This is a genomic window from Pseudoxanthomonas sp. P4_B2 (assembly GCF_056402315.1).
Genome location: NZ_JBFUHQ010000002.1, coordinates 527305 through 550944 on the forward strand (window position 1 = coordinate 527305; position 23640 = coordinate 550944).

Genomic DNA, 23640 nt, shown 5'->3' on the forward strand with positions numbered 1-23640 from the left:
CCGCCGCGAGCTCTTAGCCTTTCAAATCAAAGGGCTCGCGGCGGGACGCCGCTCCCACCCTGTGTTGTGGTTGGGTCCCGTTACCGAGGTGTTCTTGCTCAGACTGCGGCGCTGGTCCGACCCGCACGCGCCCGTTCCAGCCACCACAGCGCGCCAGCGCTGGCCAACCAAGCGAGAAACCAGGGCCAGGAGGGTCCGTGCCGTCCGGGTGCGGCGTGGCCGTCGGGCTTTCCGGCGGCGCTGATCGGTGCGGCTTGCAGGCGCAATGTCGCATCGCGCAGTTTGGCGGCGCGCAATCCGGGCGCGGCGTCGGTTGCGTAGACGTAGAACGGCCAACTGCGTTCGCCTACTTCGGCATCAGTCTGCACCAGCAGGTGCCAGCCGGAGTGTCGCGGCCAGTAGGCGGCGCAAGCAGCATCGCCGGGGGCCGGATCGGGCAACAGCGTGCTGGCTTGTCCATCGGGCGCCACCACGCGAGGTTTTCCACCGAGCCCGCACAGCGCGAGACGCTGCTGCTCGCGTGGTTGCGGATCGATGCGTGGGGCGGAATCGGTTTGTGCGCGGGCCAGGGTGGCAAAGGCGCTGCTCCACAGCTCGGCATGACGCGCACTTTGTCCGGATAGGACCAGCGCGAAGCTGTCGGTCACGCTCCAGACCGCGATGCGTCCGCGCTGTTCCGCGCGCCAGACCGCGAGCACATTGCCGTCGGCATCGCGCAGCAGAGGAGCGGCGTCGACACCGCCCAACTTCAGTGCGCGACGGGCCAGCGCGGGATTTTCATCCTGCGCGCCGTTCGGCGCTGCAGCCGTATCCGCCGTGCCCGGTCCGCGGCGTGCGCGCAACGCTTCCTCGTCGATCGATTCGGCGGGAAGGCGAACCGCCGCGGTGTCGGCGCCTGCGGAAAGCGCGAAACCCAACGCCTGCCACTGACGGCGTGTGGCATCGGGCAGAGGTCCGGTGACGCGTAGCAGGACACCCAGGCCTTTGCGCAAGGCTTCAATCAGCGCCGCGCGTTCGCCCGCGCCCAGCCCCGTCCAACTGCGTTCGTCCAGCACCACCAGATCGAAACGCTGCAAGGTGGTCGCATTCAACGGCAGCGGCGCATCGCCGAGTTGCAGGCCGCCACCCACGCTGAGTTGGACATGCAACGAAAGTCCAGCATCCGTGGCCCAGCGGCGCAGGTATTTCAACTCGGGCGAAGGTGCGCCAGCCAGCAGCAACACGCGCGGCGGCGGATAGGCCGCGATCCACACCGGCACCGGCACGTCTTCCAATGGTTTGCGTTGGGCATCGCGCACGCGTACGGTGAAAGTCGCCAACCCTGGCACCCGCGCGGTGCCGGTGAGAACGAAATCCCCGGTCTTGGGCAATGGTGATGCGTCCACGCGCCGACCCGCCGGATCGATCAGTTCCACCGAACCTTTGTCCACGCCGTTCACCTGCCCACCGACCTGGAATGCAGCGCCGGCCGCAACCCGTTGCGGTCCGTCGAGGCGCACCATGCCGCGCGGCAAAGCCGGTGCATCGAAGAGCAACGACAAGCCGTGCATGGCTTCGCGATCGCGCGGTTCCAGACCGGCTCCGACGAGGCGCAGCCGCTGCGTACCAGGATGCCGGCGTAACGCGGTAGCCAGGTCGGGCACGCGCTCGGCATCGGGCAAGGCCGGCGCTTCGGGCAGTGCGACCACATGATCGCCCGTCGCCTGCGTGCCGGTGCGCGCAGCGCTCGCGGTGGCGACCACCAGCGTTCCTGATTCCGTGGGCAGCGTGGGTGGCGACAGCGTGAAGTACAGCAGCGCCGCGCACACCGGTTGCAGCAACCACAACACCGCTAGTCGCCAGCCGCGCGATCGCGAGCCGGCCGGCGCATGGCGTTGCCACAGCCCCAGGCGACCCCAGGCGAGCACGACCGCCAATCCCAGCAATGCGGCCAGCCATAGCGACAGATTCATGGTGTGGCCTCCTGGCGCAACGCCTCCAGGTAGCGACGCCCGTCTGCGCCCGGTTCGCCGCGCCGCGACACATTGACCGGCGGTCGTGGCAGCACGGTCCACAACAACCCGCGCAAGCTGCGTCGGCATTCGACGCAGGACGGATCACGTCGCACCGCGTCGATCGCGCTGACGAAAGCGAGCGGGTCGGGAACGCGCGCTTCGTTCGCATGCAGCCAGCGTTCGAGCGCATCGAGCGGCAGTTCGGTGGCCTTCGCCGCGTCCGGCGATTCGGCAAGCAGGCGCCATGCATCGTCGGGTGCGGCATCGGCGTCGGTGTCCTTTTTCGTCAGCGCCAGCTCGCGACGTGCGAGCCCTGCACGGTCTCCGCTCAGCCGTCGGTTTTCATCGATGGGCGGAAGCTCGGGGCCGACTCGGGCCAGGAAAATACGCGTGGCCTGCTGCACTTCCTTGATGAAACCCAGCGCCTTGTACGCGTACGGCAGCGCTTGCTGCGGGTTGCCCTGGCGCAAGTGCAGCTCCGATTGCCACATCTGGTCCAGCGCTTTCTTCAGCGTGGCACGGGTTTCCGGATCGAGCAGGGTGGCGGCTTCGGCGTGGTCGTGCGTGTGGCCGAATTCTTCCAGCACATTGGCATCGGCGCCAAAGGCGGGTTGCGCCACCTCGCTGGTGGCTGCATGGTCATGCTCGTCGTGGCTGGCTGCCTCCGCCTGCGTCTCGGCATGCTCGTCGTCATGCGTCTCGGCGTCGTTGGTCGGTGGCGGTTTCGCTCCGCCTTCGGCTTCCTCGCCCAGGAACTGGCCGTAGCGCAGACGCAGAATGCGCTGATCCACACCGATGCTGTCGGAACGGGCGACGAAGCGCTCCGCATCGAGTTTGCGTTTCTCTTTCAGCAGCGCCTCGGCATCGATGATGATCTGGCGCTGGCTGCGGAAATACGCGGGCATCACCTTCTTCACCATGCCTTCCAGGCCGGTGCTTTCGGTGCCCAGGTCCGAAGGCCAGCGCAGGATCAGGCTGGGACTACGGACCTTCTGGGACTGCGGGGCGCGGTTGTCGCTGATGGTGAGCTGCGCGATCAGATCGTCGCCGGTCGCGAATCCCAATGAGGCCAGGTCCAATTGCGGCGAGAAGCGTTTGAGCTTGCCGCCGCCGATGCCGCGCACGTCGAGCGTACGTTCGCGGAAAGTGATGTTCTCGCCTTCGCCCTGGGCCAGGGTGATGCGCAGCTGCCCGTTCGCGGCCACACCGTAGTCGTCGCTCGCTTCGAAGACCAGCGGCCAGCTGCGTTGGGCCGGCGTGACCAGGCTCAGGCTGCGCTCGGGAGCCAGCACCTTGATTTGCGGCGGCGCGTCGGCGAGGGCATCGAGCCGGTGCAAGGGCGGCGCGGGCTGCGTCTCGGCCCCGCGCGGCACTACGCGATATAGGACCGATTTATCCAGGCTGCGGTCGACGCTCCAATCGTTGCCGTCGCGGACCAATGCGAGACGCGCGCCGTCATGGAAGACCAGGTCGGCAGCCGTGGCTTGCGGTTCGAAACGCAAGGTCCAGCGAAGCTGCGAACCTTGCGGCGCCTTCGTATCCAGACTGGCTTCGTCGCGCGCCGCCAGTCCGGTATACGCAGGCGGAACGATGCGCAGGCGTTGCGCTACCAGTCGCGGCACGCCGGCCACCACCGGCAGGTTTTCCGTGCTGGGCGCGAGCGCCGTGGTCGCTTGCCGGCTCGGCCAGAAGACGAGCAAGGCGACACCCAGTGCACCCACTATCCAGGTCGCGGCGATGCGCGACGACGACCAGGCCGGCCGCAAATCGGGCGCGGCAGTCGTGGCCAGGCGCTGTTGCAAGCGCGCACGCTGCAGTTGTTGCAAGGGACTCAATCGTGCGTCTTCGGCGAACAGCAGATCGGCGCTGTCTTCCATGTCAGGACGCTGTGCATCGAGTTGCCGGATAAGCCACTGTCGGTCGAAGCGACGTGCGCGTCGCCACGCGAATATCGTCAGTGAGAGAAAGCCGGCGATCGCGACCAGTGATGCGGCCAGCGTGCTGTGCCAACGCCAGACTGCGGCGGCAACCAGCAACGGCAATGGCGACCAGAGCAGCAGATCATCGACAAGACTGCGCACGCGTGCCGGTTGCGACAGCTGCAAGAACCCGTTCGCGATCATGGCCCGACCTGCGCGAACACTTCAGCGGCCAGCGGCAGCGCTTTTGCCTCCCCCTTTGAAAAAGGGGGATTGAGGGGGATTTGCTCTTGCCTTGAAGCAAGATCAAAAGCAAATCCCCCGTCGCCCCCTTTGCCAAAGGGGGCAAAGCAAAGGCGACTCGTGGCCGCACTCTGCTCGTGAACGTGCAGCAAGAACAACGAGTGCGCGTTCAAGGCGAAACTCCCCGGCTACGCTGCGTCGCCAGCCAGCGTTCGATCAATAGTAGAGCTGCGATCAGCAGCGCTAACCACGGTTGCAGATCGCGCGGAGGCTGTGCGTACGACGCTCCTCCGGTAATCGGCGCGTAGTCGCGCGCGGCTACGCGCGCCGGAGCGGGCGCGGGCGTTGCGAACAGGTTCCGCAGATTGCGCGGGAACTCGGGTTGCAGCAGCTGCGGCATCGCCGCCGGAGAAAATGCGCGCGTGAAGCGAAGCACTCGACCGCGCCCCAACGCCGCGCCTTCGACCAACGGCGCGCCGACTTCGTCGCGCCAGTAGACGCTGCTCGTGGCAGGAAATTCGTATTCGGTCTCCGTCGCCAGCAGCGCGGTTCCGCCTTGGCGGATCCAGTCGTCGACTGCTGCGGGCAAAGGACCGGACGCAAGCCAGACCAGGTTCCGCGTCTCGGCCGGAAGCGCTTGCGCGAGCGGCGCCGCTGCGAATGCCGTCGTTGCCGTATCGGGCCGCCAGGCGATAGTCGCCGCGCGCAGGTAACGCACTCCTTCCTGGTGATCGACGGAATAGCGCACGGTAAGCCCGGGCGCAGAAGTCGCCAGAGGCTTTGGCGCAGGCATCGCTCCGGGAAGTACCTTCCATTCGACCGCACGCGACAGCTGAGGTCGTTGCGCATCCGCACCCTGCAATTGTTCCGGAACAACGACGCTCAACTTCACCGCCGCAGGAAGTTCCGAATCGAGCTGGCGCAACAGACTGGCGAACGGCAGCGATCCGGCTGCGGGTGACGGTTGGTCCAGCGCAGGGAAGCCGGGTGCCAGCCAATGCAAGCGCGCCTTCTTGTCGTCGACGGCCGCGCGCGCCTGCGTGGCATCGATGCCGGGCATCACCGCCACCCACGGCTTTTCGCTGGCGCTGCCGAATAACACCGGCCTTGCCAGCCACACCGCCAGCAAGGCGAGCAGCATCAGCCGCAGAATCAGCAGCGGCCATTCGTCGAAGCGAATGCGATGGCGCGGTTTGGGTTTCTGTCGTAACCAGCGCAACGCGGCGAAATCGGTAGGGCGCTGTTCGCTGCGCCGGGCCAGATGGATCAGCAACGGCAACAGCAGCGCGGCGAGTGCCGCCAAGGCGGCCGGCAGCAACAAGGCCGCGTTCATGCGTACTCCGCGGCGTCGCGCGAACCGAACAGGCGACGCAACGGCACGTCCAACTCCTGGTCCAGCACGTAGCTCGCGTGGCGGATGCCGCTGGCATCGAGTTGCGCGTGCAATAGATCGCGCGCTTCGCCGAAACGACGCAGGAAATCGGCGCGTAGCGCAGCGCCATCGCCCAACAGTTCCTCGCCGGTTTCCGGATCGCGGAAGCGATGACCGCCGCGGAACGGAAAGTCGCGTTCCTCTACGGTCAGCAACTGGATCGCCAGCACTTCGCGCCGCGCCGCCGCCAACTTCTGCATCAACTCCAGGCAGGCCGGATCGAAGCAGTCGCTGAGCACGATCACCAGATCGTGCGCGCCAACCCGGTCCCACAACGGCGTCAACTGCTGCACGCCGGGAAAACCGCCGCGCGCCGACAACCCTTGCATTTCCAGCAACAGGCGGTCGCGCTGCCGTGCGCCGGCCGCGGGAGAAACCAGCTGCAAGCCCTCATCGCGCAACGCCACCCAGCCGAAGCGATCGCCCTGGCGCATGGCTAACTCGCCGACGCACGCGGCCAGCGCCTTGGCCGCGCCCAACCGCGACCAGCCGGGGCGCGCCGCATCTTCCTGCGCCATCGAAGCGCTGGCGTCGATCAGTATCCACACCGCCAGCGGACTTTCGCGCTCGGCTTCACGCACGAAGAAGCGGTCCGAGCGCGCATAAAGTTTCCAGTCGATCTGGCGCAGTTCGTCGCCGGGTTCGTAGGCGCGGTACTGGGCGAACTCCAGTCCGGCGCCACGACTGCGGCTGTGGTGCAGGCCGATGCCGTGCAAACCGATCGCGCGCCGCGACGTCAGCCGCAGGTCTTTCAACCGGCTGCGAACCTGGGGCGGGATCAGCTCGTACGACACCGCGCGCGGCCGTTCAGGCGGCAGGCAACGGCACGCTGCGCAGCAGCGCGGCGATCACGTCGTCAGCGCTCTTCTGTTCGGCTTCGGCGGCGAACGACAGCAGCAGACGGTGACGCATGACTGGCGCGGCCAAGGCGACGATGTCTTCGCGCGTCGCGGCCAGTCGGCCATGCAGCAATGCGCGCGCCTTTGCTGCCAGCACCAGCGATTGCCCCGCGCGCGGGCCTGCGCCCCATTTGACGTACTTGCGTACCTCTTCAGGCGACCCGCTTTCACTAGGCGCGCCGCCGGGCCTGCTCGCGCGCACCAGTCGGGTGATCCACACCAGCAGATCTTCTCCGAGATGCACTTCGCGCACCCGCGCCTGCAGCGCCAGCACTTCGTCGCCATGCATCACCTGCGGCACTTCGTTGCTACGGCTGCCGGTGGTCTGGGCCAGGATATCGTGCTCTTCGCGTTCGCTGGGGTAATCCACGCGGATATGCAGCAGGAAGCGATCCAGCTGCGCCTCGGGCAGGGGATAGGTGCCGGCCTGTTCCAGCGGATTCTGCGTGGCCAGTACGAAGAACGGCGCCGGCAGCGCGTGGGTTACACCGGCATAGCTGACCGTGCGTTCCTGCATTGCTTCCAACAAAGCGGCCTGGGTCTTGGGCGGTGTGCGGTTGAGTTCGTCGGCCAGCAGCAGATTGGTGAATACCGGGCCGGGCTGAAAACGGAAATGGCGATGGCCGGTGCCGTGGTCTTCCTCCAGCAACTCGGTTCCCAGAATGTCGCTGGGCATCAGATCGGGGGTGAATTGCACACGCCGGAACTGCAGTTCCAGCGCCTGCCCCAGCGATCGCACCAGCAGGGTCTTGCCAAGACCGGGCACGCCTTCGAGCAGACAGTGACCACCGGCCAGCAGGCCGATCAGCAACTGTTCGACGACTTCATCCTGGCCGACGATGGCCTGGGCGATGGCTTGGCGCAATTGGCCTAGCTTGGCGAGTTGGGATTGGATGTCGGATTCAGTGAGGGGGTTGCTCATTGGGGATTTCCACAGTGCTGATGCGAATGATTTCTCTTTGTCGTCATTCCCGCGAAGGCGGGAACCTAGCGACTTGACGCTTTCGTACTTGTGCCGCGCATTCTGAAGTCACTGGGTTCCCGCCTTCGCGGGAATGACGGCCGAAACAAATACGTCGTCCCATTGTTCGTATTCGCCATGGAACTACGCCGTCAACGCATACATGACAATATTCACCGCGAATTTGGTGTTGTCCTCGGCCAGAAAGCGCTTGTTGCGCCAGTCGTAATCCCATTCGCAGCCGTAGTCCTTGTTGCTGTAGAGCAGGCCCAGGCGGCCGTCTATCTCGATGCCCTGCAGATACTCGTGCACCAGGTCGTCGCCCCAGCCGTTGAGTTCGAAACCGGTGGCCGGCGGGCCGTCGAACTTGAAGAAGCTGCGGTAGATCGGGTGGTTGTTCGGCAATTTCTTAAGCGTCTTGGCGCCGAAGATCGCCGCCATCTGCGCTTGGAAAGACTTGGCGAATAGGCCGTCGATGTCGTGATTGCAGTCGTCCACCAGCACGAAGCCGCCATTGCGCACGTAGCGCTCGAAATTGCGGCGCTCGGCCGGATTGAACTCCACCAGCTTGTGCCCCGCCAGATAACAGAACGGCGCGGTCAGCATCTTCGGATCGGCCAGGGCCAGCACGTGTTCCTTCGGGTCCACGCGCAGGTTGGTGTAGTCGATCAGCGAGGTGATCAAGTTCGCCGGCATGCGCTGGTCCACGTCCCAATCGCCGGAGTCGTACTTCAGGCGGGTGAACCAGAAGTCGTAGCTCGAGACCGCTGCGCTTGCATTGCGCAGCGGCCCGGCGACTAAAGCACCAGCCAGGCCGCCGGCCATCAACCGCAGGAACTGCGCGCGATTCATGGTCTGCCGATAGCGTTTATTGCATCGGTAGGAGCGCCCCATGGGCGCGAGCTCTTCGCGAAGGGTCCGCCAAAAAAAGCTCGCGCCCATGGGGCGCTCCTACCGTGAATCATCGGCTATACCGCATCCGACAGCGAGGTGAAGGTGAAGTCGCGCAGCTTCATCGGCGGGATCATCATCACGAACGAGGACTCGTCGCCGGCCACGCGCACCGGCTTGCCCAATTCCTCGATGTTGTTGAGCATGATCACCGGCGATTCGTTGAAGCGGAAATTCTTCACCGGATACTTGATCTCGCCGTTCTCGATGTAGAAAGTGCCGTCGCGGGTCAGCCCGGTCAGCAGCACGGTCTGCGGATCGACCATGCGGATGTACCAGGTACGCGTGACCAGAATGCCCTTCTGCGTGCTCTTGACCAGCTCTGCGGTGGACTTGGTGCCGCCGGACATCAGCAGATTGCCGGCCGCACCGGTCGCGCGCTTGCCCTGTTTCTGCGCCCAATAGCGCGAATACTCCAGATTGACGACCTTGCCGTTCTCCACCACCGAGGTCTTCTCGCGCGGCAGGCCCTCCTCGTCCCACGGCATCACCGGCGCTTCCGGGTGCCAGGGATCGGCGGAAATATTCACGCGCGAGTCGTAGACCTGTTCGCCGATCTTATTGCCGCCGCCTTTCTTGGACAGGAAACTGCGGCCCTCGTCGGCCTGGCGCGCGTCGAAGAAATTCATCATGAACGAGATCAGGCCCGCGGCGGCGGCCGGTTCCAGGATCACCGTGTACTTGCCGGGTTCCAGCGCCTTGGCCTCGGCCGACTCGCTGGCCTTGCGCATGGCGGTGCGGACATCCTGGCCGGCCTTGAACGGGGTGGCGTCCTGCAGATTGCGGCCGACCCAGCCAGAGCCGCGCGCGTCCTCGGTGCGCACCGTGCAGGTGTAGTCCAGGTTGGTGGCCTTCTGGTAGCCGAAGTTGCCCTTGCTGTTGGCGAAGGCGACGAAGCTCTGGCCGTCTTCCAGGAAACCGGCCGCGATCAGTTTCTCCGCGCGGCACGGGCCGATGGAATCGGCCGCTACCTGGGCGCGGTATTCCGGAGTGATCGCCGCGGTGGCTTCGCTGAAGGTCTCGCTGGCTTTGTAGGTTTGCTTTTCCACCGCCGGCACGAACTCCGGGTTTTCCGGCGCCAGTCTGGCCAGGTCTTCGGCACGGCGGACCACGCGCTCCAGCGCGTCGTCGTCGTACTCATTGATGGTCGCCACGCCCACGCGCTTGCCGAAGGCCACCTGCACGGCTAGATCGGTGTTGTCGACGATGCCGGCGGTGGAGACGTTGTTCAGGGCGAAGCGGATGTTGCCGGAAATGGAACCGGACAGTTGCGCGGTGCATTCGTCGGCCTTGGACAGGGCGATGACCTTGTCGAGGATGGCCTTGGCTTGCTCTTCGGTGAAGATGCTCATGTTCTTGTGGTCTCCTGGATGCGATCAGCCGAGCGAGCGGGCGGTGTTGATGACGTTGATGCCGTTGAAGCGCGCGGTGCTGGACCCGTGCGAGACCGCCGACACCTGGCCGGGCTGGCCCTTGCCGTCGAAGAACGAGCCGCCCATGCGGTAGTCGCTCTGGTCGCAGATTCCCGCGCAGGCGTTCCAGAATTCGGGCGTACGGATTTGGTAGGCCACGTCCTCGATCATCGCGCCGATCTTGCCGTTCTTGATTTCGTAGAACAGCTGGCCGCCGAACTGGGCGTTGTAGCGCTGCTGGTCGATCGAGAACGAGCCGTCGCCGATGATGTAGATGCCGTTCTCCACATCCTTGACCATGTCGGCCACGCTCAACTTTTCCTTGCCTGCCTTGAGCGAGATGTTGGCCATGCGCTGGAACTGCACGCTGGACCAAGAATCGGCATAACAGCAGCCATCCGATTCCTTCTTGCCCAGGATGTGGGCCTGATCGCGGATAGCCTGGTAATCGACCAGTTTGCCGTTGCTGATCAGGTCCCATTGCTTGGTCTTGACGCCTTCGTCGTCGTAACCCACCGCGCCCAGGCTGCCGACCTGGGTCTTGTCGGCGACGATGTTCACAATGTCGCTGCCGTACTGGAACTTGGCTTCGCGCTTGTCCAAGGTGGCGAAGCTGGTGCCCGCGTAATTGGCCTCGTAGCCCAGCACGCGATCCAGTTCCAGCGGATGGCCGACCGATTCGTGGATGGTCAGCCAGGTATGCGAAGGATCCAGCACCAGGTCGTACTTGCCGGGCTTGACCGAAGGCGCCTTCAATTTCTCGCGCGCCTGCTTGGCTCCGGCGATGGCGTCTTCCTTCATGTCGTAGGACAGGCCGTAATTGACCACGCCATTGGGCGAGACGAACTTGCCTGAGGCGGCGCCGTCCAAGTATTCGAAGCCCATTCCCATCGGCGAGGACAGGCCGTCGCGGGTGCGGAACTTGCCGCTGGCCTTGTCGATGGCGGTGACCGTGGTCGGCGCCCAGATGCGATGCACGTCCTGGTCGATGTAGGAGCCGTCGGTGCTGGCGAAATATTTCTGTTCGTTGACCAGGAACAACATGGAATTGACGAAATCCGCGCCGGCATTGATGGCTGCGGCATTGACGCCCAGCAACAGATCCACCTTGTCCTTGATCGGCACTTCCATCGCGTTCTTCACGATCGGCGTCTTCCACGCCACCTCGCCCGCGCCCTTGACCGGCGCCAGTTGCACCTTGGCGGTCTGGATCTTCGCATTGGCTTTGGCGATGGCCGCGGCCTGGCGCGCGGCCCGGGCCACGCCGTTGGTGGACAGGTCGTTGGTGGCCGCGAAACCCCAGGCGCCATCGGCGATGACGCGGACGCCGGCGCCGGTGGATTCGGTGTTGACCACGTTCTGCACCTTGTCTTCGCGGGTGATCACGAACTGGCGCAGATAGCGGCCGACGCGTACATCGCAGTAGCTGGCGCCGGCATCGGTGGCCGCGGCCAACGCGGCATCGGCCAGACCTTTCTTGAAACCGACGTCCAGCGTGGTCTGCAATTGCTCGGCGGCGATCGCCTTGCCGAGGAAGGACGGCACCATCAGGCCGCCAAGGCTGAGGCCGCTGATGGCCAGGAAGTCACGTCTGTGCAAGGCTGCTCTCCATCGGTAGAGCCCGCGCGGATCGCACGGGACGGGGAAACTGGGTCGGACTACATGGATCGGACGACCGGGACGCGCATGCGGCGCAACGCCATGGCCGCCAGCGATCATTGCCGCCGACGGAAACGACGTCAAATGACTTTTGGCATAGATGAAGCGAAGTGTTTCAACATTTTTTCTGTGCGAGTGAGCTGCAGCCGTTCTGCTAAGCGAACAAACCAATCAGTTGGAAGTGCATGACCTGCCCCCTCCCTTGCGAAGCAGGGGAGGGTTGGGGAGGGGTGCTTTTGGCGCGTAGCCACGACGTCCAAGCGCTACGTCGAAGAGCACCCCTCCCTAGCCCTCCCCTGCTTCGCAAGGGAGGGGACTAAAAGCCTGCCTCGGCAGCGCTCATTCCACCGGCCTGACCACACTCAACCCGGAAACTCCCACCTCGTTGAACGCTTCGACCGCCATCGCGTAGGACTGGTCGACGTTCAACGCGCGCAGTTCCAGGGTCGTGCCCCTGTCGGCGAACACCTGATAGCTCAGGTTCAACCGATCCGCACGCAAACCCCAGCGCACGTTGTATCCCACTGCGCCAGGAGCGGGTTTCCAGGTCACCACCGCATTGCGGCGATCCTGGTCGCGCTTCACGGTCACGTCGCGCGGCGCAATCGGCGGCTTTCCCTCCGCATTGCCGAACACGCGCAGGTCGCTGATGGCCAGATTGGCCGCGCCCACATGTCCGTGCACATAGCGGAGATAACGTAGGCGGACCGGTTCCGGCAGCTGCAGGTAAGCGTTGGGGCGGTCGCGGCGGTCGGGTCCTTCGCCGACTTCAGCCAACGGCTTCCACTTCTTTCCATCCGTCGATTGCTGCAACTGGAACGTGGTGTAGATATCCGGCGCATCGGCGAAACGTCCGGACTGGTAGTCGGCGTAATTGACCTGCACGGCGCGCACGGTTTTTTCCGCGCCGAGATCGATGGTCAGGGTCTCGCCTGTTTTGTTGCTGCCAGCGACCCAGAACGTACGCGGATTTTCATCGGTGACCCGGCCCGCACCGAACTCGCCCTGCGTGGACGAGGCCACCGCGGGTTTGCGATAGGACAGCAACATCCAACCAGTGAAAAGCGATTCGGGATCGTCGATCCTGCCCTCCGGCATCCAGTGCGGGAAATCGCCGAAACGCGCGGACACGCTCATCTGTCCGTCTTCGGCGAACGCCGCCGGGAACATCGCGATGCGGCGTTCGAAGGTCCAGTTGTAGCCGATCCAGGGCGTACCGGTGTTCCACCAGTTGCCGTATTCGTCCTGGAAAGTGGAGCCGTGACCGGCGCCCTGCACGAAACCGCCGGGCTTGTACGCCACCGGATTGTAGGGCGCGTATTCGAACGGGCCCAACGGATTGTCGCCAACATAGGTGCCGTTGGCGTAGGCATTGTATTCCGTGCCGGGAGCGCCGTATTGCAGGTAGTAGCGGCCGCGTACCTTGGTCATCCACGCGCCTTCCAGATAATTGCCGATCGGTTTGCCGTCGGGGAACTTCGCCCCGCGGTGGTCCTGACCGAAGCGCTCCCAGCCATGATGCTCGGGATCCAGGGCGATAAACGCCTTGGGTTCGCCGCGGAAAGCGAAGCCGTTCGGGACGCGGTCCATGGCGATGCCATAGAGCGGATAGGTATCCGATGAATTCCAGTACAGGTACCACTGGCCATCGTCATCGATGAACAGATCCGGATCCCACGGTCCCGGCGGAGTCTTGCCCGCCGGCAAGGGCAATAAGTCCTGACCCGGCGGCACCGCAGTGGGAATGCGCGGCAGCAGGCGGGTAAGGAAGTCGATCTTGCCGTTGGCCGGATCGGTGGATTGCAGCAGCGGACGCGGGCCGAAGGCCGACTGCATGATGATCAGGCGATCGCCATCGGAGGTCACGGCCGGCGCAACGATGCTCTCCACCGGCCAGCGACTGGGCGTGACGAAGCGCCAGTCAAGCAGGTTGGTGGAACGCCAGTAGCCATCGGCCAGGGTCTGGAACAGATAGTAGGCGTCCTTGTGCCGCACGATCACCGGGTCGGCGCCGGTACGGTAGGAAATGCCTTCGTTGAGCTGCTCGAAGTTGTAGCGATAGTCCAGATCCATGGGATTGGCGTAAGTGCGGCGCCCCGGCGGTTCCGCTGCCGTCGCCAGGCCTGCTGCGCTGAGCGCCACGAGCAGCAGCACGCTGCGCGGTATCGATGGGAAATATTGCATGCGCCTTCTCCTGCCGGTCTGGCGATGCCGGCTACCTTACCGCGCCTGACCACGTCTGTTTTTCTCGCCGCAGTTAAACTGGCGCCTCTCCGCGGATCCGGCCATGCTCCGACTCACCGACCTGAAACTTCCTCTGGACCACGACGAAGCGGCGTTGCCTGCCGCGATCGTCGCCCGCCTCGGCATCGCCGCCGACGAGCTGGTCGGCTTCACCGTGGCCAAGCGCAGCTACGACGCGCGCAAACGCGGCGCGATCGTGCTGATCTATGCGGTGGACGTGGAGACCCCCCGCGAAACGGACATCCTGCAGCGGTTGCAGGTGGACGAAGAGGCGGTGGACGGAAAGGAGGACTTGAATAAGGTCGGGCCGACGCCGGATACCACCTACAAACCCGTGGCCCGTGCAAAAGAAACGACGGCTTCGTCGGAGGTGCCGCTATCGGTGTGCTCGGAAGACGCGCGCGTGGTGGCCACCACGGTCGAGGAATCCGTGCAGGCCGCCCCGCATCCGGCGGCGCTACGGCCGCTGGTCATCGGCATGGGCCCCTGCGGTCTGTTCGCTGGACTTATCCTGGCGCAGATGGGCCTGCGGCCGATCATCCTGGAGCGCGGCAAGAACGTGCGCGAGCGCACCGTGGACACGTTCGGCTTGTGGCGGAAGAAGATCCTCAATCCCGAATCCAACGTGCAGTTCGGCGAAGGCGGCGCGGGCACGTTCTCCGACGGCAAGCTGTACAGCCAGATCAGCGACAAGCGCCACTACGGGCGCAAGGTGTTGACCGAGTTCGTCAAGGCCGGCGCGCCGGAGGAAATCCTCTACGTCAGCAAGCCGCACATCGGCACTTTCCGTCTGGTATCCATGGTGGAAAACATGCGCGCAGACATCGAAGCGCTGGGCGGGGAGATCCGTTTCTCGCACCGTGTCGACGACGTGCTGATCGAAACCGATGCGTCTGGCGCACGCGCGGTGCGTGGCGTGGTGCTGGCGGATGGAGAGGAAATCCGCGCCGACCACGTGGTGATGGCGCTTGGGCACAGCGCGCGCGACACCTTCTTCATGCTGCACGAGCGCGGCGTGTTCCTGGAAGCCAAACCCTTCTCCATCGGTTTCCGCATCGAACACCCGCAATCCCTTATAGACCGCGCCCGCTTCGGCCCGCAGGCCGGGCACCCGATTCTCGGCGCCGCCGATTACAAGCTCGTCCACCACTGCCGCAACGGGCGTTCGGTCTACAGCTTTTGCATGTGCCCAGGCGGCACCGTGGTCGCCGCCGCCAGCGAACCGGGACGGGTGGTCACCAACGGCATGAGCCAGTACTCGCGCAACGAACGCAACGCCAACGCGGCCATCGTGGTCGGCATCACGCCGGAGGACTACGCCGAGTTCGACCCCAGCGGCAGTCCGCTGGCCGGCATCGGCTTGCAGCGGCACTGGGAGGAGCAGGCCTTCCGCCTCGGCGGCGAAAGCTACGACGCGCCGGGACAGTTGGTCGGCGATTTCCTGCGCAAGCGCGCGTCCACCGAATTCGGATCGGTCCAGCCCTCGTATACGCCGGGGGTGAAGCTCGGCGATCTCTCCGCCGCATTGCCGCGCTACGCCATCGAAGCGATCCGCGAAGCGCTGCCGGCCTTCGACCGGCAGATCAAGGGCTTCGCGATGGACGATGCGGTCCTCACCGGCGTGGAGACGCGCACGTCTTCGCCGGTGCGGATGACCCGTGGCGTGGATGGGCAGAGTTTGAACACGCGTGGGCTGTTTCCTGCCGGCGAAGGGGCTGGCTATGCGGGTGGGATCTTGTCCGCGGGCGTGGATGGCATTCGTGCGGCAGAGGCGGTGGCGATGCAGATGATCGCAGTCGGCACCGCGACCGTGGCTTAGCTTTTAGTCCCCTCCCTTGCGAAGCAGGGGAGGGCTAGGGAGGGGTGCTCTTGGCGCAGTGCTTGGACGCGGCAGTTGCGCGCGAAAAGCACCCCTCCCCAACCCTCCCCTGCTTCGCAAGGGAGGGGGCAGGTCATGCGCTCTGCAAGATCGAAGGAGTATGTTGGGATCAGTTCTTTGGCACGCCAGGAGCCAAACCCCCATGAAATCCAGAAACAACGGCAAGTCCGACAACGATGACGACCAGCCGCGGCTGGCGGTGCTGATCGATGCGGATAATGCCCAGCCGTCGGTGATCGAGGGCCTGCTTGGCGAAGTGGCCAAGTACGGCGTGGCCAGCGTAAAGCGCATCTATGGCGATTTCACCAGCCCGCGCATGACTCAATGGAAGGCGGCGCTGCTCAGGCATTCGATCAGCCCCGCCCAGCAGTTCGCCTACACCAGCGGCAAGAACGCCACCGACAGCTCGATGATCATCGATGCCATGGATCTGCTGTACACGCAGCGCTTCGACGGCTTCTGCCTGGTCTCCAGCGATAGCGACTTCACCCGTCTGGCCCAGCGCCTGCGCGAAGAGGGTCTGACCGTCTATGGCTTTGGCGAAAAGAAGACGCCGGATGCGTTCGTGCGAGCCTGCGACAAATTCATCTATACCGAAGTGCTGCGCATGGAAGCGGTCAGCGCGCCCGCGAAGCCGGCGACGAGCAAGCCCGCAAAGAAAGCCGCCACCAAGTCCGCGCCGGCGAAACCGGCTTCGGTCGCGATGCCGGTGCCGGCAGCGGATGCCAAGGATAAATCCACCGAGCCCTTGTCGCTGGCGCTGATCCGCCAGGCCATCGAGGAGGCCTCGGACGAAAACGGCTGGGCGTTCCTGGGCGCGGTCGGCAGTTACCTCAACAAGATCCAACCGGACTTCGACCCGCGTCTGTACGGGCACCGCAAGCTGAGCGATCTGCTGAAGCACCATCCTCGCTATTTCGCCATCGAGGAGCGCGGCGCGAGTGGTTCCAACAAAATGATCTACGTCCGCTCGCTGAGCTGAAAACCACCGTGGCTTCGGAAAAAAAGCCGTTCTCTCCCGCCAGCGAACGCAACCGCGATCCGATCCTGGACGTGTTGCGCGTGCATTTGGCGCAAGCGCACGAGGTGCTGGAGATCGGTAGCGGCACCGGCCAGCACGCAGTGCATTTCGCCGCGGCGATGCCCTGGCTGAGCTGGCAGTGCTCGGATCGCGCGGATTATCTGCCCGGTATCCGCACCTGGCTGGGCGAGGCGGCGCTACCGAACACGCCGGCGCCGATGGAGCTGGATGTCGCAGAGGGGCCTTGGCCGCTGCAATCTTTCGATGCCGCGTTCAGCGCAAATACGCTCCATATCATGGGATGGCCGGAAGTCGAAGCTTGCTTCGCGGGCCTGGACGGAACCCTCGCCGCCGACGCGACGCTGGTCGTGTACGGGCCCTTCAATTACGACGGCGAATTCACCAGCGACAGCAATCGCGCCTTCGATGCCTCGCTGAAGGCACGCGACCCGCAGATGGGAATCCGTGATGCCGAAGCGGTGGACGCCCTGGCGCAGGCGATCGGATTGCGTTTGCTGGATGACGTGGCGATGCCGGCCAATAACCGCTGCCGGGTGTGGCGGCGCGGCCTTGGCGCAGCGTTGACATCGCCGCGCTAAATTGCATCTACGGGCAAGAGCCCGCGCAACCGGGAGCATCGCAATGGCGCACAAGGTCACTTTCAGCGTTCCCGAGCGCACGCTCGGGCGCGAGGATGTCGAATTCGTGGTGGAGAAGGACGGCGTGCGTTTCGGCACGCTGCTGGTATCGAAAGGCGCCGTGGAGTGGCGGCCGACCAATAAGGTGTATCGGCGGCGCATGCGCTGGGACCGCTTCGATGCCCAGATGCGCGAAAGCGGGCGGCGGGTCTAGCGCGATGGTTCAGCGCGCGGCCGCTTGCTGCTGCCCGGCTTCTTCGCCCGCGAACTCGCTTTCGACAAGCGGCGCCAGCGCGGTGGTAAAGCGCTTGGCGTCGGCGGCGGTCAGGTGCGACCATTCCGGTAGTTCGTAGCCTTGCAGTTGCGGGTGGTCTTCGAAGTGAATGCCAGGCGTGCCGGTGCGCTGCAATAGCACGTCCCAGGTCCGCGCACGCGGCGTCGTTTTCTGCTCGAACGCGTAGTACTCGCCATCGCTGGGCGGGCGCACGAACACCACGCGCACGCCGCGCGCGCGCAAGGTGGCGATGGCCTTGGCCGCGCGCTCGATCTGCGTCTCCATCAGCTTCCGCGCCTTCTCCGGCGTATCCATCATCGGCGGCGGCGGACCGATAAACTTCTCGGCCCAGATGCTGCGCGCCAGCGCGCGATATTGCGGATCGACCTCGACCTTGCGCCAGATATGCGTGTTGCGGTCGCCCTCCTGCACCATCAGCTTGCGCACGCTCGTGTCCTTGAGCAGGCCTGGGCGCGGCGGCCAATCCTGGCGCCGGACCACCGTGGCCAGCGCGAAATCCGGGTCGTAGAAGGCGAAATACGGTTCAAGCAGGCGCTTGGACAGCCAGTGGCCGCTGCGCTGCGATGGCCCCTGCTTGTGATAGCGCGAAATCGCCTCGCCCCGGTAGGCGAAGCCGCTGAAGAACAGGCCCGGGGTGACGTCCACCACCAGACGGCCGGTGAAGTCCGGATCCGCGGCCAGGTCCTCCAGCGCCGGCACCGCCGAAGTGCCTTCCAGCGCGAGCTGAATCGGGCGCTCGCCGGTCGCGCGTTCCCACTCCGGCAGCTGCAGGTCGAACAGCATGCGCGAGCTGCCGATCAGGACGGTCTTGCCGCCTTCACCTTCATTGATGCGGCGGCGTTGCTCGGCCCATGCGCCATCGCTGTTGCGGTAACCCGGCGTGGCGCCGAACGCACGCCAATACCATTCCCATCCGGTCATCAGCAGCAGGAACAGCACCAGCGCGCCGAGCAGGATTCTTCCCCACGGCTGCGGTGGAATGTCGCGTTCCGGTACCGGCTGGGCGACACCGGGCCGGTCTGAGGCGGTCAGGCGAACGAAACCGGGACGCTCGAAGCGTTCGGTCGTCCCAATGGCGCCATCGCTAGTCATGGTCATTTCCCCGGCATCAGAACTGGAAGTAGATGAAGGCATTGCCCGCGCCCTGTGCCGCAACCACCGCGAACGCCATCGCCCCCAACGCCGCCGACAACGGCACCGGGTGCTGCCGCGTGAGCATCGCTTCCAGCGTCCGGCTGCGCATCAACCAGTGGGCGATCACTATCCCGCCCACGATCAGCGCCACCATCGCCAGATGCGCGGTGGTCAGGATTGGATTCGCCTCCGGATTGCCGCCGAACATGCCGCGAAGAACTATCCACGCCTGCTCGAAACCCTTGGCGCGGAAGAACACCCAAGTGATGTTGATCAATCCATAGGTCAGCAAACCCAGGCCGACCAGCGCCAGCGGCCCAGGCCGATAGCCCTGGAAGCGCGCGCGCAACACGCGTTCGGTCGCCAGATACAATCCGTGCAAGCCACCCCAGACCACGAAGGTCCAGCTGGCGCCGTGCCACAGGCCGCCGAGCAGCATCGTGGCCATCAATGCGAAGTAAGTGCGCGCCTCGCCATGACGGTTGCCGCCGAGCGGGATATAGAGATAGTCGCGCAACCACGCCGACAAGGTGATGTGCCATCGTCGCCAGAAATCGGAAAAACCTATCGCAGCGTACGGAAAGCGGAAATTGTCCGGCATCGCGAAGCCCAGGCACATGGCTGCGCCGATGGCGGTGGTGGAATAGCCCGCGAAGTCGCAGAAGATCTGCCCGCTGAAGGCCAGCGTGCCCATCCATGCATCCAGCGCCCCGGGTATCCGGCCCGGCGCGTCGTAGACCGCTTCGGCCGCAGGCCCCAGAAAACCATCGGCCAGCACGATCTTCTGGAACAACCCCAAAACCATCAGCGCCAGGCCGAAACGCAATTGGTCGGCGCTGGCGCGGCGTTCGCGCGCGAACTGCGGCACCAGTTCGGTCGGGCGCATGATCGGACCGGCGACCAGATGCGGGAAGAAGGTGACGAACAACGCGTAGTCGAGGAAGTTGTCGGCCGGCTTGGCGCGGCGCAGATACACATCGAGCGTGTAGGACAGGGTGGCGAAGGTATAGAACGAGATGCCGACCGGCAGCACGATGTCGAGCGCGGGCGGTTGGTAGGCCACATCCAGCGCGGCCATCAGCGTCTGGAAGTTCTCCATCAGGAAGCCGCCGTATTTGAAGTAACCGAGCAGGCCGAGGTTCACCACCACCGACAGCAACATCCATGCGCGCCGCGCCGCCGGCTTCTCCGCATCGACCAGTTTCTTCGCCGCCCACCAGTCGACCACCGTCGACACCCACAGCAGGATCACGAACGGCGGGTTCCAGGCCGCATAGAACAGGTAGCTGGCGACCAGCAGGTTGGTCTTCTTCGTGGTCCAGCGGAACGGCATTGCGTGCAGCGCAAGCACCAGCGCGAAGAACACAATGAAAGTAAGGGAGTTGAAGACCACGCGGGCGGACCTCGCCGGCGGGGGCCGGATATGACCTGCAACGCGGTTAGCGGACAGCGACGGCCAGTACGGCGACGAATGGCGGTGAGTTCGTCGCCCTGTCGCGGGCTGGGTGGGAGCCCATGGCCCTATCCGACTCCGCTCCGCTAGTCGTTCTCGCGCACCCTACCCGGAGCTGTACCCATGAAGATGGGTTGCATGCCTCCGTATAAGGAGAACCCGCACCGCAAGCCCGCGAGCGTCTACGCAATCAGCTGCCACTTATCCCGCTCCGAGCATTCGTGGCGAGATTCAAGATCTTAAGATCGTTCAAGGGTTCGGCAACGCGGGCTCCATCGGCGCGCCGCTGGCGATCGTCGCGTGCTTTTGCCGGAGCCACATGCCGAATGCGGACAGACTGATGATGGCGGTCGTCACCAGCTCGCCGCCATCTTCGATCAAGGTCAGCAAGGTTTGCGACACATTCTTTCCCAGCATCCCATGCACGGCATCCACGCCGACACCGAAGAAAATCAAGGTCGCGAAGTATGCGGTGAAGATGAGATAGGGAAGCCAGTCGTCCTCTTCTTGAATCAGGCGCGTGCCGGCGAGCCAGAACACGATCGACAACAATCCCGTCGTGGAAAATCCGATCAGATCGCCGACGACCGGCGATAGGCCCAATCCGACATTGAACATGTGCCCAATCGCTTCATGCAGTTCGAACGCATCGTCCAGAAACGTTACGAACAGGATCGCCGCGAACGCATACCACTGTTTCTTGCCATACACACGGGCGGACATCGCAAACAACGCGCAGGCAGCCAGTTCCAGGCCGTAGCCGAAAATTTCGGGATAGCCTCTGTCGACAAAGGAAAACTGAAGGCGATCATAGAAGAAGCTGTCCGTTAGACGATACCTCTCCACATACGCATACCTTACGAAGCAGGCAATCAGAACCGCAATCGTGCCGGTAACGGCCGCGACAGACCATCGATGCGCGCGATCCGGAAGGATCAAAAAATCCCGCGCGAGCCGCAGGCCGCGAGGGACAAGATAGGGGAGGGAATGGGTTTGATGGCCGACAGCGACGTGCATATGACCTCCGAACGGATGACTTGCTGCCGTCCGCGAAGCCGGGCGGTGGGCCTGTCATAAAGGCGTCATATATTGCTTGTGTAATTGAGGGCTTTGCAATTTTTTTGCGGCGTATTCAGCAAGAAAAAAACAATGGATTCATTTCCCCTCTAACCGGCGTTAACGTAGGTGATAGCGGCGTGACGCTGATGCCACGAGAGATCGGGACGGTAATTTTTCTTGAAGGGATAGAGGCAGAAGCAAAGATCGAGGAAAGCCAATCTCTCTCGCGTCGGAAAAGCCAAGATCGCCAGCGCATCCGATCGGTGTTTGATGTTCATACCCACCGTTCCTACTACCGTAGGCAGCAGCGACGCTCGCGCTCGTTTCGCGTGCCTAAGAGACCAGTCGGCGATTCCTCGGTAGGGCCGAGACCGGCCGCAAGCTTGTCGTTTCCCGCGGGGCATGCCCAGAATGCCGGCTTCCCACGTAACTGGAACTCGCATGGCGCGGCTCGTGATCCTGTTGTGCTGTTTGCTGGGGCTGCCGTTTTCCGTGCGGGCACAGGCACTTACCGTCGCGCCCGTGGATGCCGACCATGATTACCCGGGAGTGATATCGCTGGCGGTCGATGCCACCGACCTGTCGCGCCGCATCTACCAGGTGCGCGAGCACATCCCGGTCCAGCCGGGTCCCTTGAAGCTCTGGTATCCGCAATGGATACCCGGCAACCACGCGGCCACCGGTCCGATCAACCAGTTCGCGGGTCTGGTGATCGTCGGCAACGGCCAGCGTATCGAATGGCGGCGCGATCCCTTGGACGTCTACGCCTTCCATCTGGAAGTGCCCGCGGGCGTGTCGGCGCTCGAGATCGAATTCCAATCGCTTTCGCCCACCGCCGACGATCAGGGCCGGGTGGCGATGACCACCGAGCTGATGTCGGTGCAATGGTCGCGATTGTTACTGTATCCGGCCGATTACGATGCGCGTCGTATTCGCTTCGAACCCAGTCTGCGGTTACCTGCGGGTTGGCAGTTCGGTAGCGCATTGGAAACGGCCGGCACGGATGGCGACGTGATTCGCTTTCAGGCGCTGGCCCTTGTCGATCTGGTCGATTCTCCCGTTTACGCCGGCCGCTATTTCAAGCGATTCGATCTGGATCCAGGCGCGAAAATACCGGTGCGCCTCAACGTGATCGCCGATGCGCCGGAACTGCTCGATGCCAAGCCGGAAATCCTCGCCGCGCACCGTGCGTTGGTGAAGCAGGCCGATCGCGTGTTCGGCACGCGCCCGTTCGCCCACTACGATTTCCTGCTGGCGCTGTCGGACCAGTTCAGCGGCATTGGCCTGGAACACCACCAGTCGAGCGAGAACGGCACCTTTCCCGGCTATCTGACCGGCGATGCGCCCTTCACCGACAACTACCTGCTGCCGCACGAGTACGCCCACAGTTGGAACGGCAAGTTCATGCGTCCGGCGATGCTGTGGACGCCGCACTACAACACCCCGATGCAGAGCGACCTGCTGTGGGTGTACGAAGGGCAGACCGAGTTCTGGGCCTGGGTGCTGGCCGCGCGCGCCGGGCTTTATAAGCCGGAACAAGCGCGGGAAGTGCTGGCCGCCAACGCTGCGATGTTCGAGCATCGCCCCGGCCGCGGGTGGCGCAGTCTGCAGGACACCGTCTACCAGGGCATCGTCGACTTCAACGATGCGCCGCAGGCGTGGGAGAGCTGGCAGCGTGGCTACGATTTCTACGACGAAGGCACGCTGGTATGGCTGGATGTCGACAGCAAACTACGCGAGCTGTCGAAGGGAAAGCGTTCGCTCGATGATTTCGCGCGGAGCTTCTTCGGAGGCTATGCGGGCGAAGTGACGGCAAGACGATACGGTTTCGACGAGGTTGTCCGGGCGCTGGACCGCGTGCAAGCGCACGACTGGGCGAAGTACCTGCGTGAGCGTGTGGACAGCCATGGCCCGGCAGCGCCTCTGCAAGGACTGGCGCGCGCTGGCTGGCAACTGGTCTACGACGAAACGCCCAACCTAGCCATCGCCGATGCGGAAGGCGACGGCGAGTACGACGATTTCCGCTACTCGCTGGGCCTGCAGGTCGCCCACGACGAAGGCACGGTCAACGACGTGCTTTGGGACAGCCCGGCTTATCGCGCGGGCATGGCCAAGGATATGCGGCTGATCGCGGTGTCGGGCATGGCCTACAACGCCGATCGCCTGAAGCGCGCGATCACCGCGGCGCACACGGATCCGCAACCGCTCGAACTGTTGGTGAAGCAGGGCGATACCTATCGCACGCTGCAGCTCGACTATCGCGATGGCCTGCGCCATCCGCATCTGCAGCGTATTGCGGGAACACCCGATCGTCTGACGCAATTGCTTGCGCCGAGGAAGTAATCGTCACGACTTCGACCGGGGTATGCGGGAGGGCATAAAACCTCGCGACGACGGTGCTTCACCGCAATGTCACGCGCCGTTGCGGAAGGATGCGCAATACTCCG

General features: G+C 64.3%; 19 protein-coding genes. 5 read left to right on the plus strand and 14 right to left on the minus strand.

Annotation, left to right across the window (positions count from 1 at the left end):
- Positions 1 to 98: 98 nt before the first annotated feature.
- From AC1DTQ_RS06885 to AC1DTQ_RS06930, 10 genes are all read right to left on the minus strand, one after another.
- The gene (locus tag AC1DTQ_RS06885) at positions 99 to 1952 is read right to left on the minus strand and encodes a carboxypeptidase regulatory-like domain-containing protein (RefSeq protein WP_477848773.1); all 1854 of its coding nucleotides are present in this window, start codon (positions 1950 to 1952) and stop codon (positions 99 to 101) included.
- Positions 1949 to 4117: a hypothetical protein gene (locus AC1DTQ_RS06890; protein ID WP_477848774.1), complete on the minus strand. Its 2169-nt coding sequence runs from the start codon at positions 4115 to 4117 to the stop codon at positions 1949 to 1951. The genes AC1DTQ_RS06885 and AC1DTQ_RS06890 overlap by 4 nt, the downstream gene beginning before the upstream one ends.
- Positions 4114 to 4329, minus strand: coding sequence for a hypothetical protein (locus AC1DTQ_RS06895; RefSeq protein WP_477848775.1), 216 nt, complete (start codon positions 4327 to 4329; stop codon positions 4114 to 4116). Before AC1DTQ_RS06895 ends, AC1DTQ_RS06890 begins: the two co-directional genes overlap by 4 nt.
- Positions 4326 to 5489: a BatA domain-containing protein gene (locus AC1DTQ_RS06900; RefSeq protein ID WP_477848776.1), complete on the minus strand. Its 1164-nt coding sequence runs from the start codon at positions 5487 to 5489 to the stop codon at positions 4326 to 4328. Before AC1DTQ_RS06900 ends, AC1DTQ_RS06895 begins: the two co-directional genes overlap by 4 nt.
- A complete protein-coding gene (locus AC1DTQ_RS06905) occupies positions 5486 to 6382 on the minus strand; it encodes a DUF58 domain-containing protein (protein ID WP_477848777.1) in 897 nt (298 codons plus the stop codon). The genes AC1DTQ_RS06900 and AC1DTQ_RS06905 overlap by 4 nt, the downstream gene beginning before the upstream one ends.
- A gap of 13 nt (positions 6383 to 6395) precedes the next feature.
- Entirely contained in the window at positions 6396 to 7409 is a 1014-nt protein-coding gene (locus AC1DTQ_RS06910; RefSeq protein ID WP_477848778.1) for an AAA family ATPase, read from the minus strand.
- Between the two features lie 183 nt (positions 7410 to 7592).
- Positions 7593 to 8300 (minus strand): DUF4159 domain-containing protein, encoded by a 708-nt coding sequence (locus AC1DTQ_RS06915; RefSeq protein ID WP_477848779.1) that lies wholly within the window; start codon positions 8298 to 8300, stop codon positions 7593 to 7595.
- Positions 8301 to 8416: 116 nt separating this feature from the next.
- The gene (locus AC1DTQ_RS06920; RefSeq protein ID WP_477848780.1) at positions 8417 to 9751 is read right to left on the minus strand and encodes a TldD/PmbA family protein; all 1335 of its coding nucleotides are present in this window, start codon (positions 9749 to 9751) and stop codon (positions 8417 to 8419) included.
- 24 nt (positions 9752 to 9775) lie between these two features.
- Positions 9776 to 11410, minus strand: coding sequence for a TldD/PmbA family protein (locus AC1DTQ_RS06925; protein ID WP_477848781.1), 1635 nt, complete (start codon positions 11408 to 11410; stop codon positions 9776 to 9778).
- A 399-nt stretch (positions 11411 to 11809) separates the two neighbouring features.
- Positions 11810 to 13654, minus strand: a complete 1845-nt coding sequence (locus AC1DTQ_RS06930; RefSeq protein ID WP_477848782.1) for a family 43 glycosylhydrolase — start codon at positions 13652 to 13654, stop codon at positions 11810 to 11812.
- A 103-nt stretch (positions 13655 to 13757) separates the two neighbouring features.
- On the opposite strand from AC1DTQ_RS06930, the gene AC1DTQ_RS06935 reads away from it, so the two are divergent.
- From AC1DTQ_RS06935 to AC1DTQ_RS06950, 4 genes are all read left to right on the plus strand, one after another.
- Positions 13758 to 15533: an NAD(P)/FAD-dependent oxidoreductase gene (locus AC1DTQ_RS06935; protein WP_477848783.1), complete on the plus strand. Its 1776-nt coding sequence runs from the start codon at positions 13758 to 13760 to the stop codon at positions 15531 to 15533.
- A gap of 202 nt (positions 15534 to 15735) precedes the next feature.
- Positions 15736 to 16575, plus strand: a complete 840-nt coding sequence (locus AC1DTQ_RS06940; RefSeq protein WP_477848784.1) for an NYN domain-containing protein — start codon at positions 15736 to 15738, stop codon at positions 16573 to 16575.
- A gap of 8 nt (positions 16576 to 16583) precedes the next feature.
- Positions 16584 to 17213 (plus strand): DUF938 domain-containing protein, encoded by a 630-nt coding sequence (locus tag AC1DTQ_RS06945; RefSeq protein ID WP_477848785.1) that lies wholly within the window; start codon positions 16584 to 16586, stop codon positions 17211 to 17213.
- A 43-nt stretch (positions 17214 to 17256) separates the two neighbouring features.
- Positions 17257 to 17466: a hypothetical protein gene (locus AC1DTQ_RS06950; protein ID WP_477848786.1), complete on the plus strand. Its 210-nt coding sequence runs from the start codon at positions 17257 to 17259 to the stop codon at positions 17464 to 17466.
- A 9-nt stretch (positions 17467 to 17475) separates the two neighbouring features.
- Here the strand turns inward: AC1DTQ_RS06950 and AC1DTQ_RS06955 are convergent, their stop codons facing one another.
- From AC1DTQ_RS06955 to AC1DTQ_RS06970, 4 genes are all read right to left on the minus strand, one after another.
- Positions 17476 to 18639: a hypothetical protein gene (locus tag AC1DTQ_RS06955; RefSeq protein WP_477848787.1), complete on the minus strand. Its 1164-nt coding sequence runs from the start codon at positions 18637 to 18639 to the stop codon at positions 17476 to 17478.
- Between the two features lie 16 nt (positions 18640 to 18655).
- A complete protein-coding gene (locus AC1DTQ_RS06960; protein ID WP_477848788.1) occupies positions 18656 to 20074 on the minus strand; it encodes an MBOAT family O-acyltransferase in 1419 nt (472 codons plus the stop codon).
- A gap of 309 nt (positions 20075 to 20383) precedes the next feature.
- Entirely contained in the window at positions 20384 to 21151 is a 768-nt protein-coding gene (locus AC1DTQ_RS06965; protein WP_477848789.1) for a hypothetical protein, read from the minus strand.
- Positions 21152 to 21300: 149 nt separating this feature from the next.
- The gene (locus tag AC1DTQ_RS06970) at positions 21301 to 21471 is read right to left on the minus strand and encodes a hypothetical protein (protein ID WP_477848790.1); all 171 of its coding nucleotides are present in this window, start codon (positions 21469 to 21471) and stop codon (positions 21301 to 21303) included.
- 163 nt (positions 21472 to 21634) lie between these two features.
- Between AC1DTQ_RS06970 and AC1DTQ_RS06975 the strand changes: the two genes are divergently transcribed.
- On the plus strand, positions 21635 to 23536 hold the full coding sequence (locus tag AC1DTQ_RS06975; RefSeq protein ID WP_477848791.1) for a M61 family metallopeptidase: 1902 nt from the start codon (positions 21635 to 21637) through the stop codon (positions 23534 to 23536).
- The last annotated feature ends 104 nt before the right edge of the window (positions 23537 to 23640 follow it).

Bases quoted from the DNA above. Each gene is read 5' to 3' on its own strand.
- AC1DTQ_RS06970 (WP_477848790.1), bottom strand. From the start codon at position 21,471: ATGAACATCAAACACCGATCGGATGCGCTGGCGATCTTGGCTTTTCCG.
- AC1DTQ_RS06950 (WP_477848786.1), top strand. From the start codon at position 17,257: ATGGCGCACAAGGTCACTTTCAGCGTTCCCGAGCGCACGCTCGGGCGC.
- AC1DTQ_RS06935 (WP_477848783.1), top strand. From the start codon at position 13,758: ATGCTCCGACTCACCGACCTGAAACTTCCTCTGGACCACGACGAAGCG.
- AC1DTQ_RS06910 (WP_477848778.1), bottom strand. From the start codon at position 7,409: ATGAGCAACCCCCTCACTGAATCCGACATCCAATCCCAACTCGCCAAG.
- AC1DTQ_RS06975 (WP_477848791.1), top strand. From the start codon at position 21,635: ATGGCGCGGCTCGTGATCCTGTTGTGCTGTTTGCTGGGGCTGCCGTTT.
- AC1DTQ_RS06915 (WP_477848779.1), bottom strand. From the start codon at position 8,300: ATGAATCGCGCGCAGTTCCTGCGGTTGATGGCCGGCGGCCTGGCTGGT.
- AC1DTQ_RS06940 (WP_477848784.1), top strand. From the start codon at position 15,736: ATGAAATCCAGAAACAACGGCAAGTCCGACAACGATGACGACCAGCCG.
- AC1DTQ_RS06930 (WP_477848782.1), bottom strand. From the start codon at position 13,654: ATGCAATATTTCCCATCGATACCGCGCAGCGTGCTGCTGCTCGTGGCG.
- AC1DTQ_RS06955 (WP_477848787.1), bottom strand. From the start codon at position 18,639: ATGACTAGCGATGGCGCCATTGGGACGACCGAACGCTTCGAGCGTCCC.
- AC1DTQ_RS06885 (WP_477848773.1), bottom strand. From the start codon at position 1,952: ATGAATCTGTCGCTATGGCTGGCCGCATTGCTGGGATTGGCGGTCGTG.
- AC1DTQ_RS06900 (WP_477848776.1), bottom strand. From the start codon at position 5,489: ATGAACGCGGCCTTGTTGCTGCCGGCCGCCTTGGCGGCACTCGCCGCG.
- AC1DTQ_RS06965 (WP_477848789.1), bottom strand. From the start codon at position 21,151: ATGCACGTCGCTGTCGGCCATCAAACCCATTCCCTCCCCTATCTTGTC.
- AC1DTQ_RS06890 (WP_477848774.1), bottom strand. From the start codon at position 4,117: ATGATCGCGAACGGGTTCTTGCAGCTGTCGCAACCGGCACGCGTGCGC.
- AC1DTQ_RS06920 (WP_477848780.1), bottom strand. From the start codon at position 9,751: ATGAGCATCTTCACCGAAGAGCAAGCCAAGGCCATCCTCGACAAGGTC.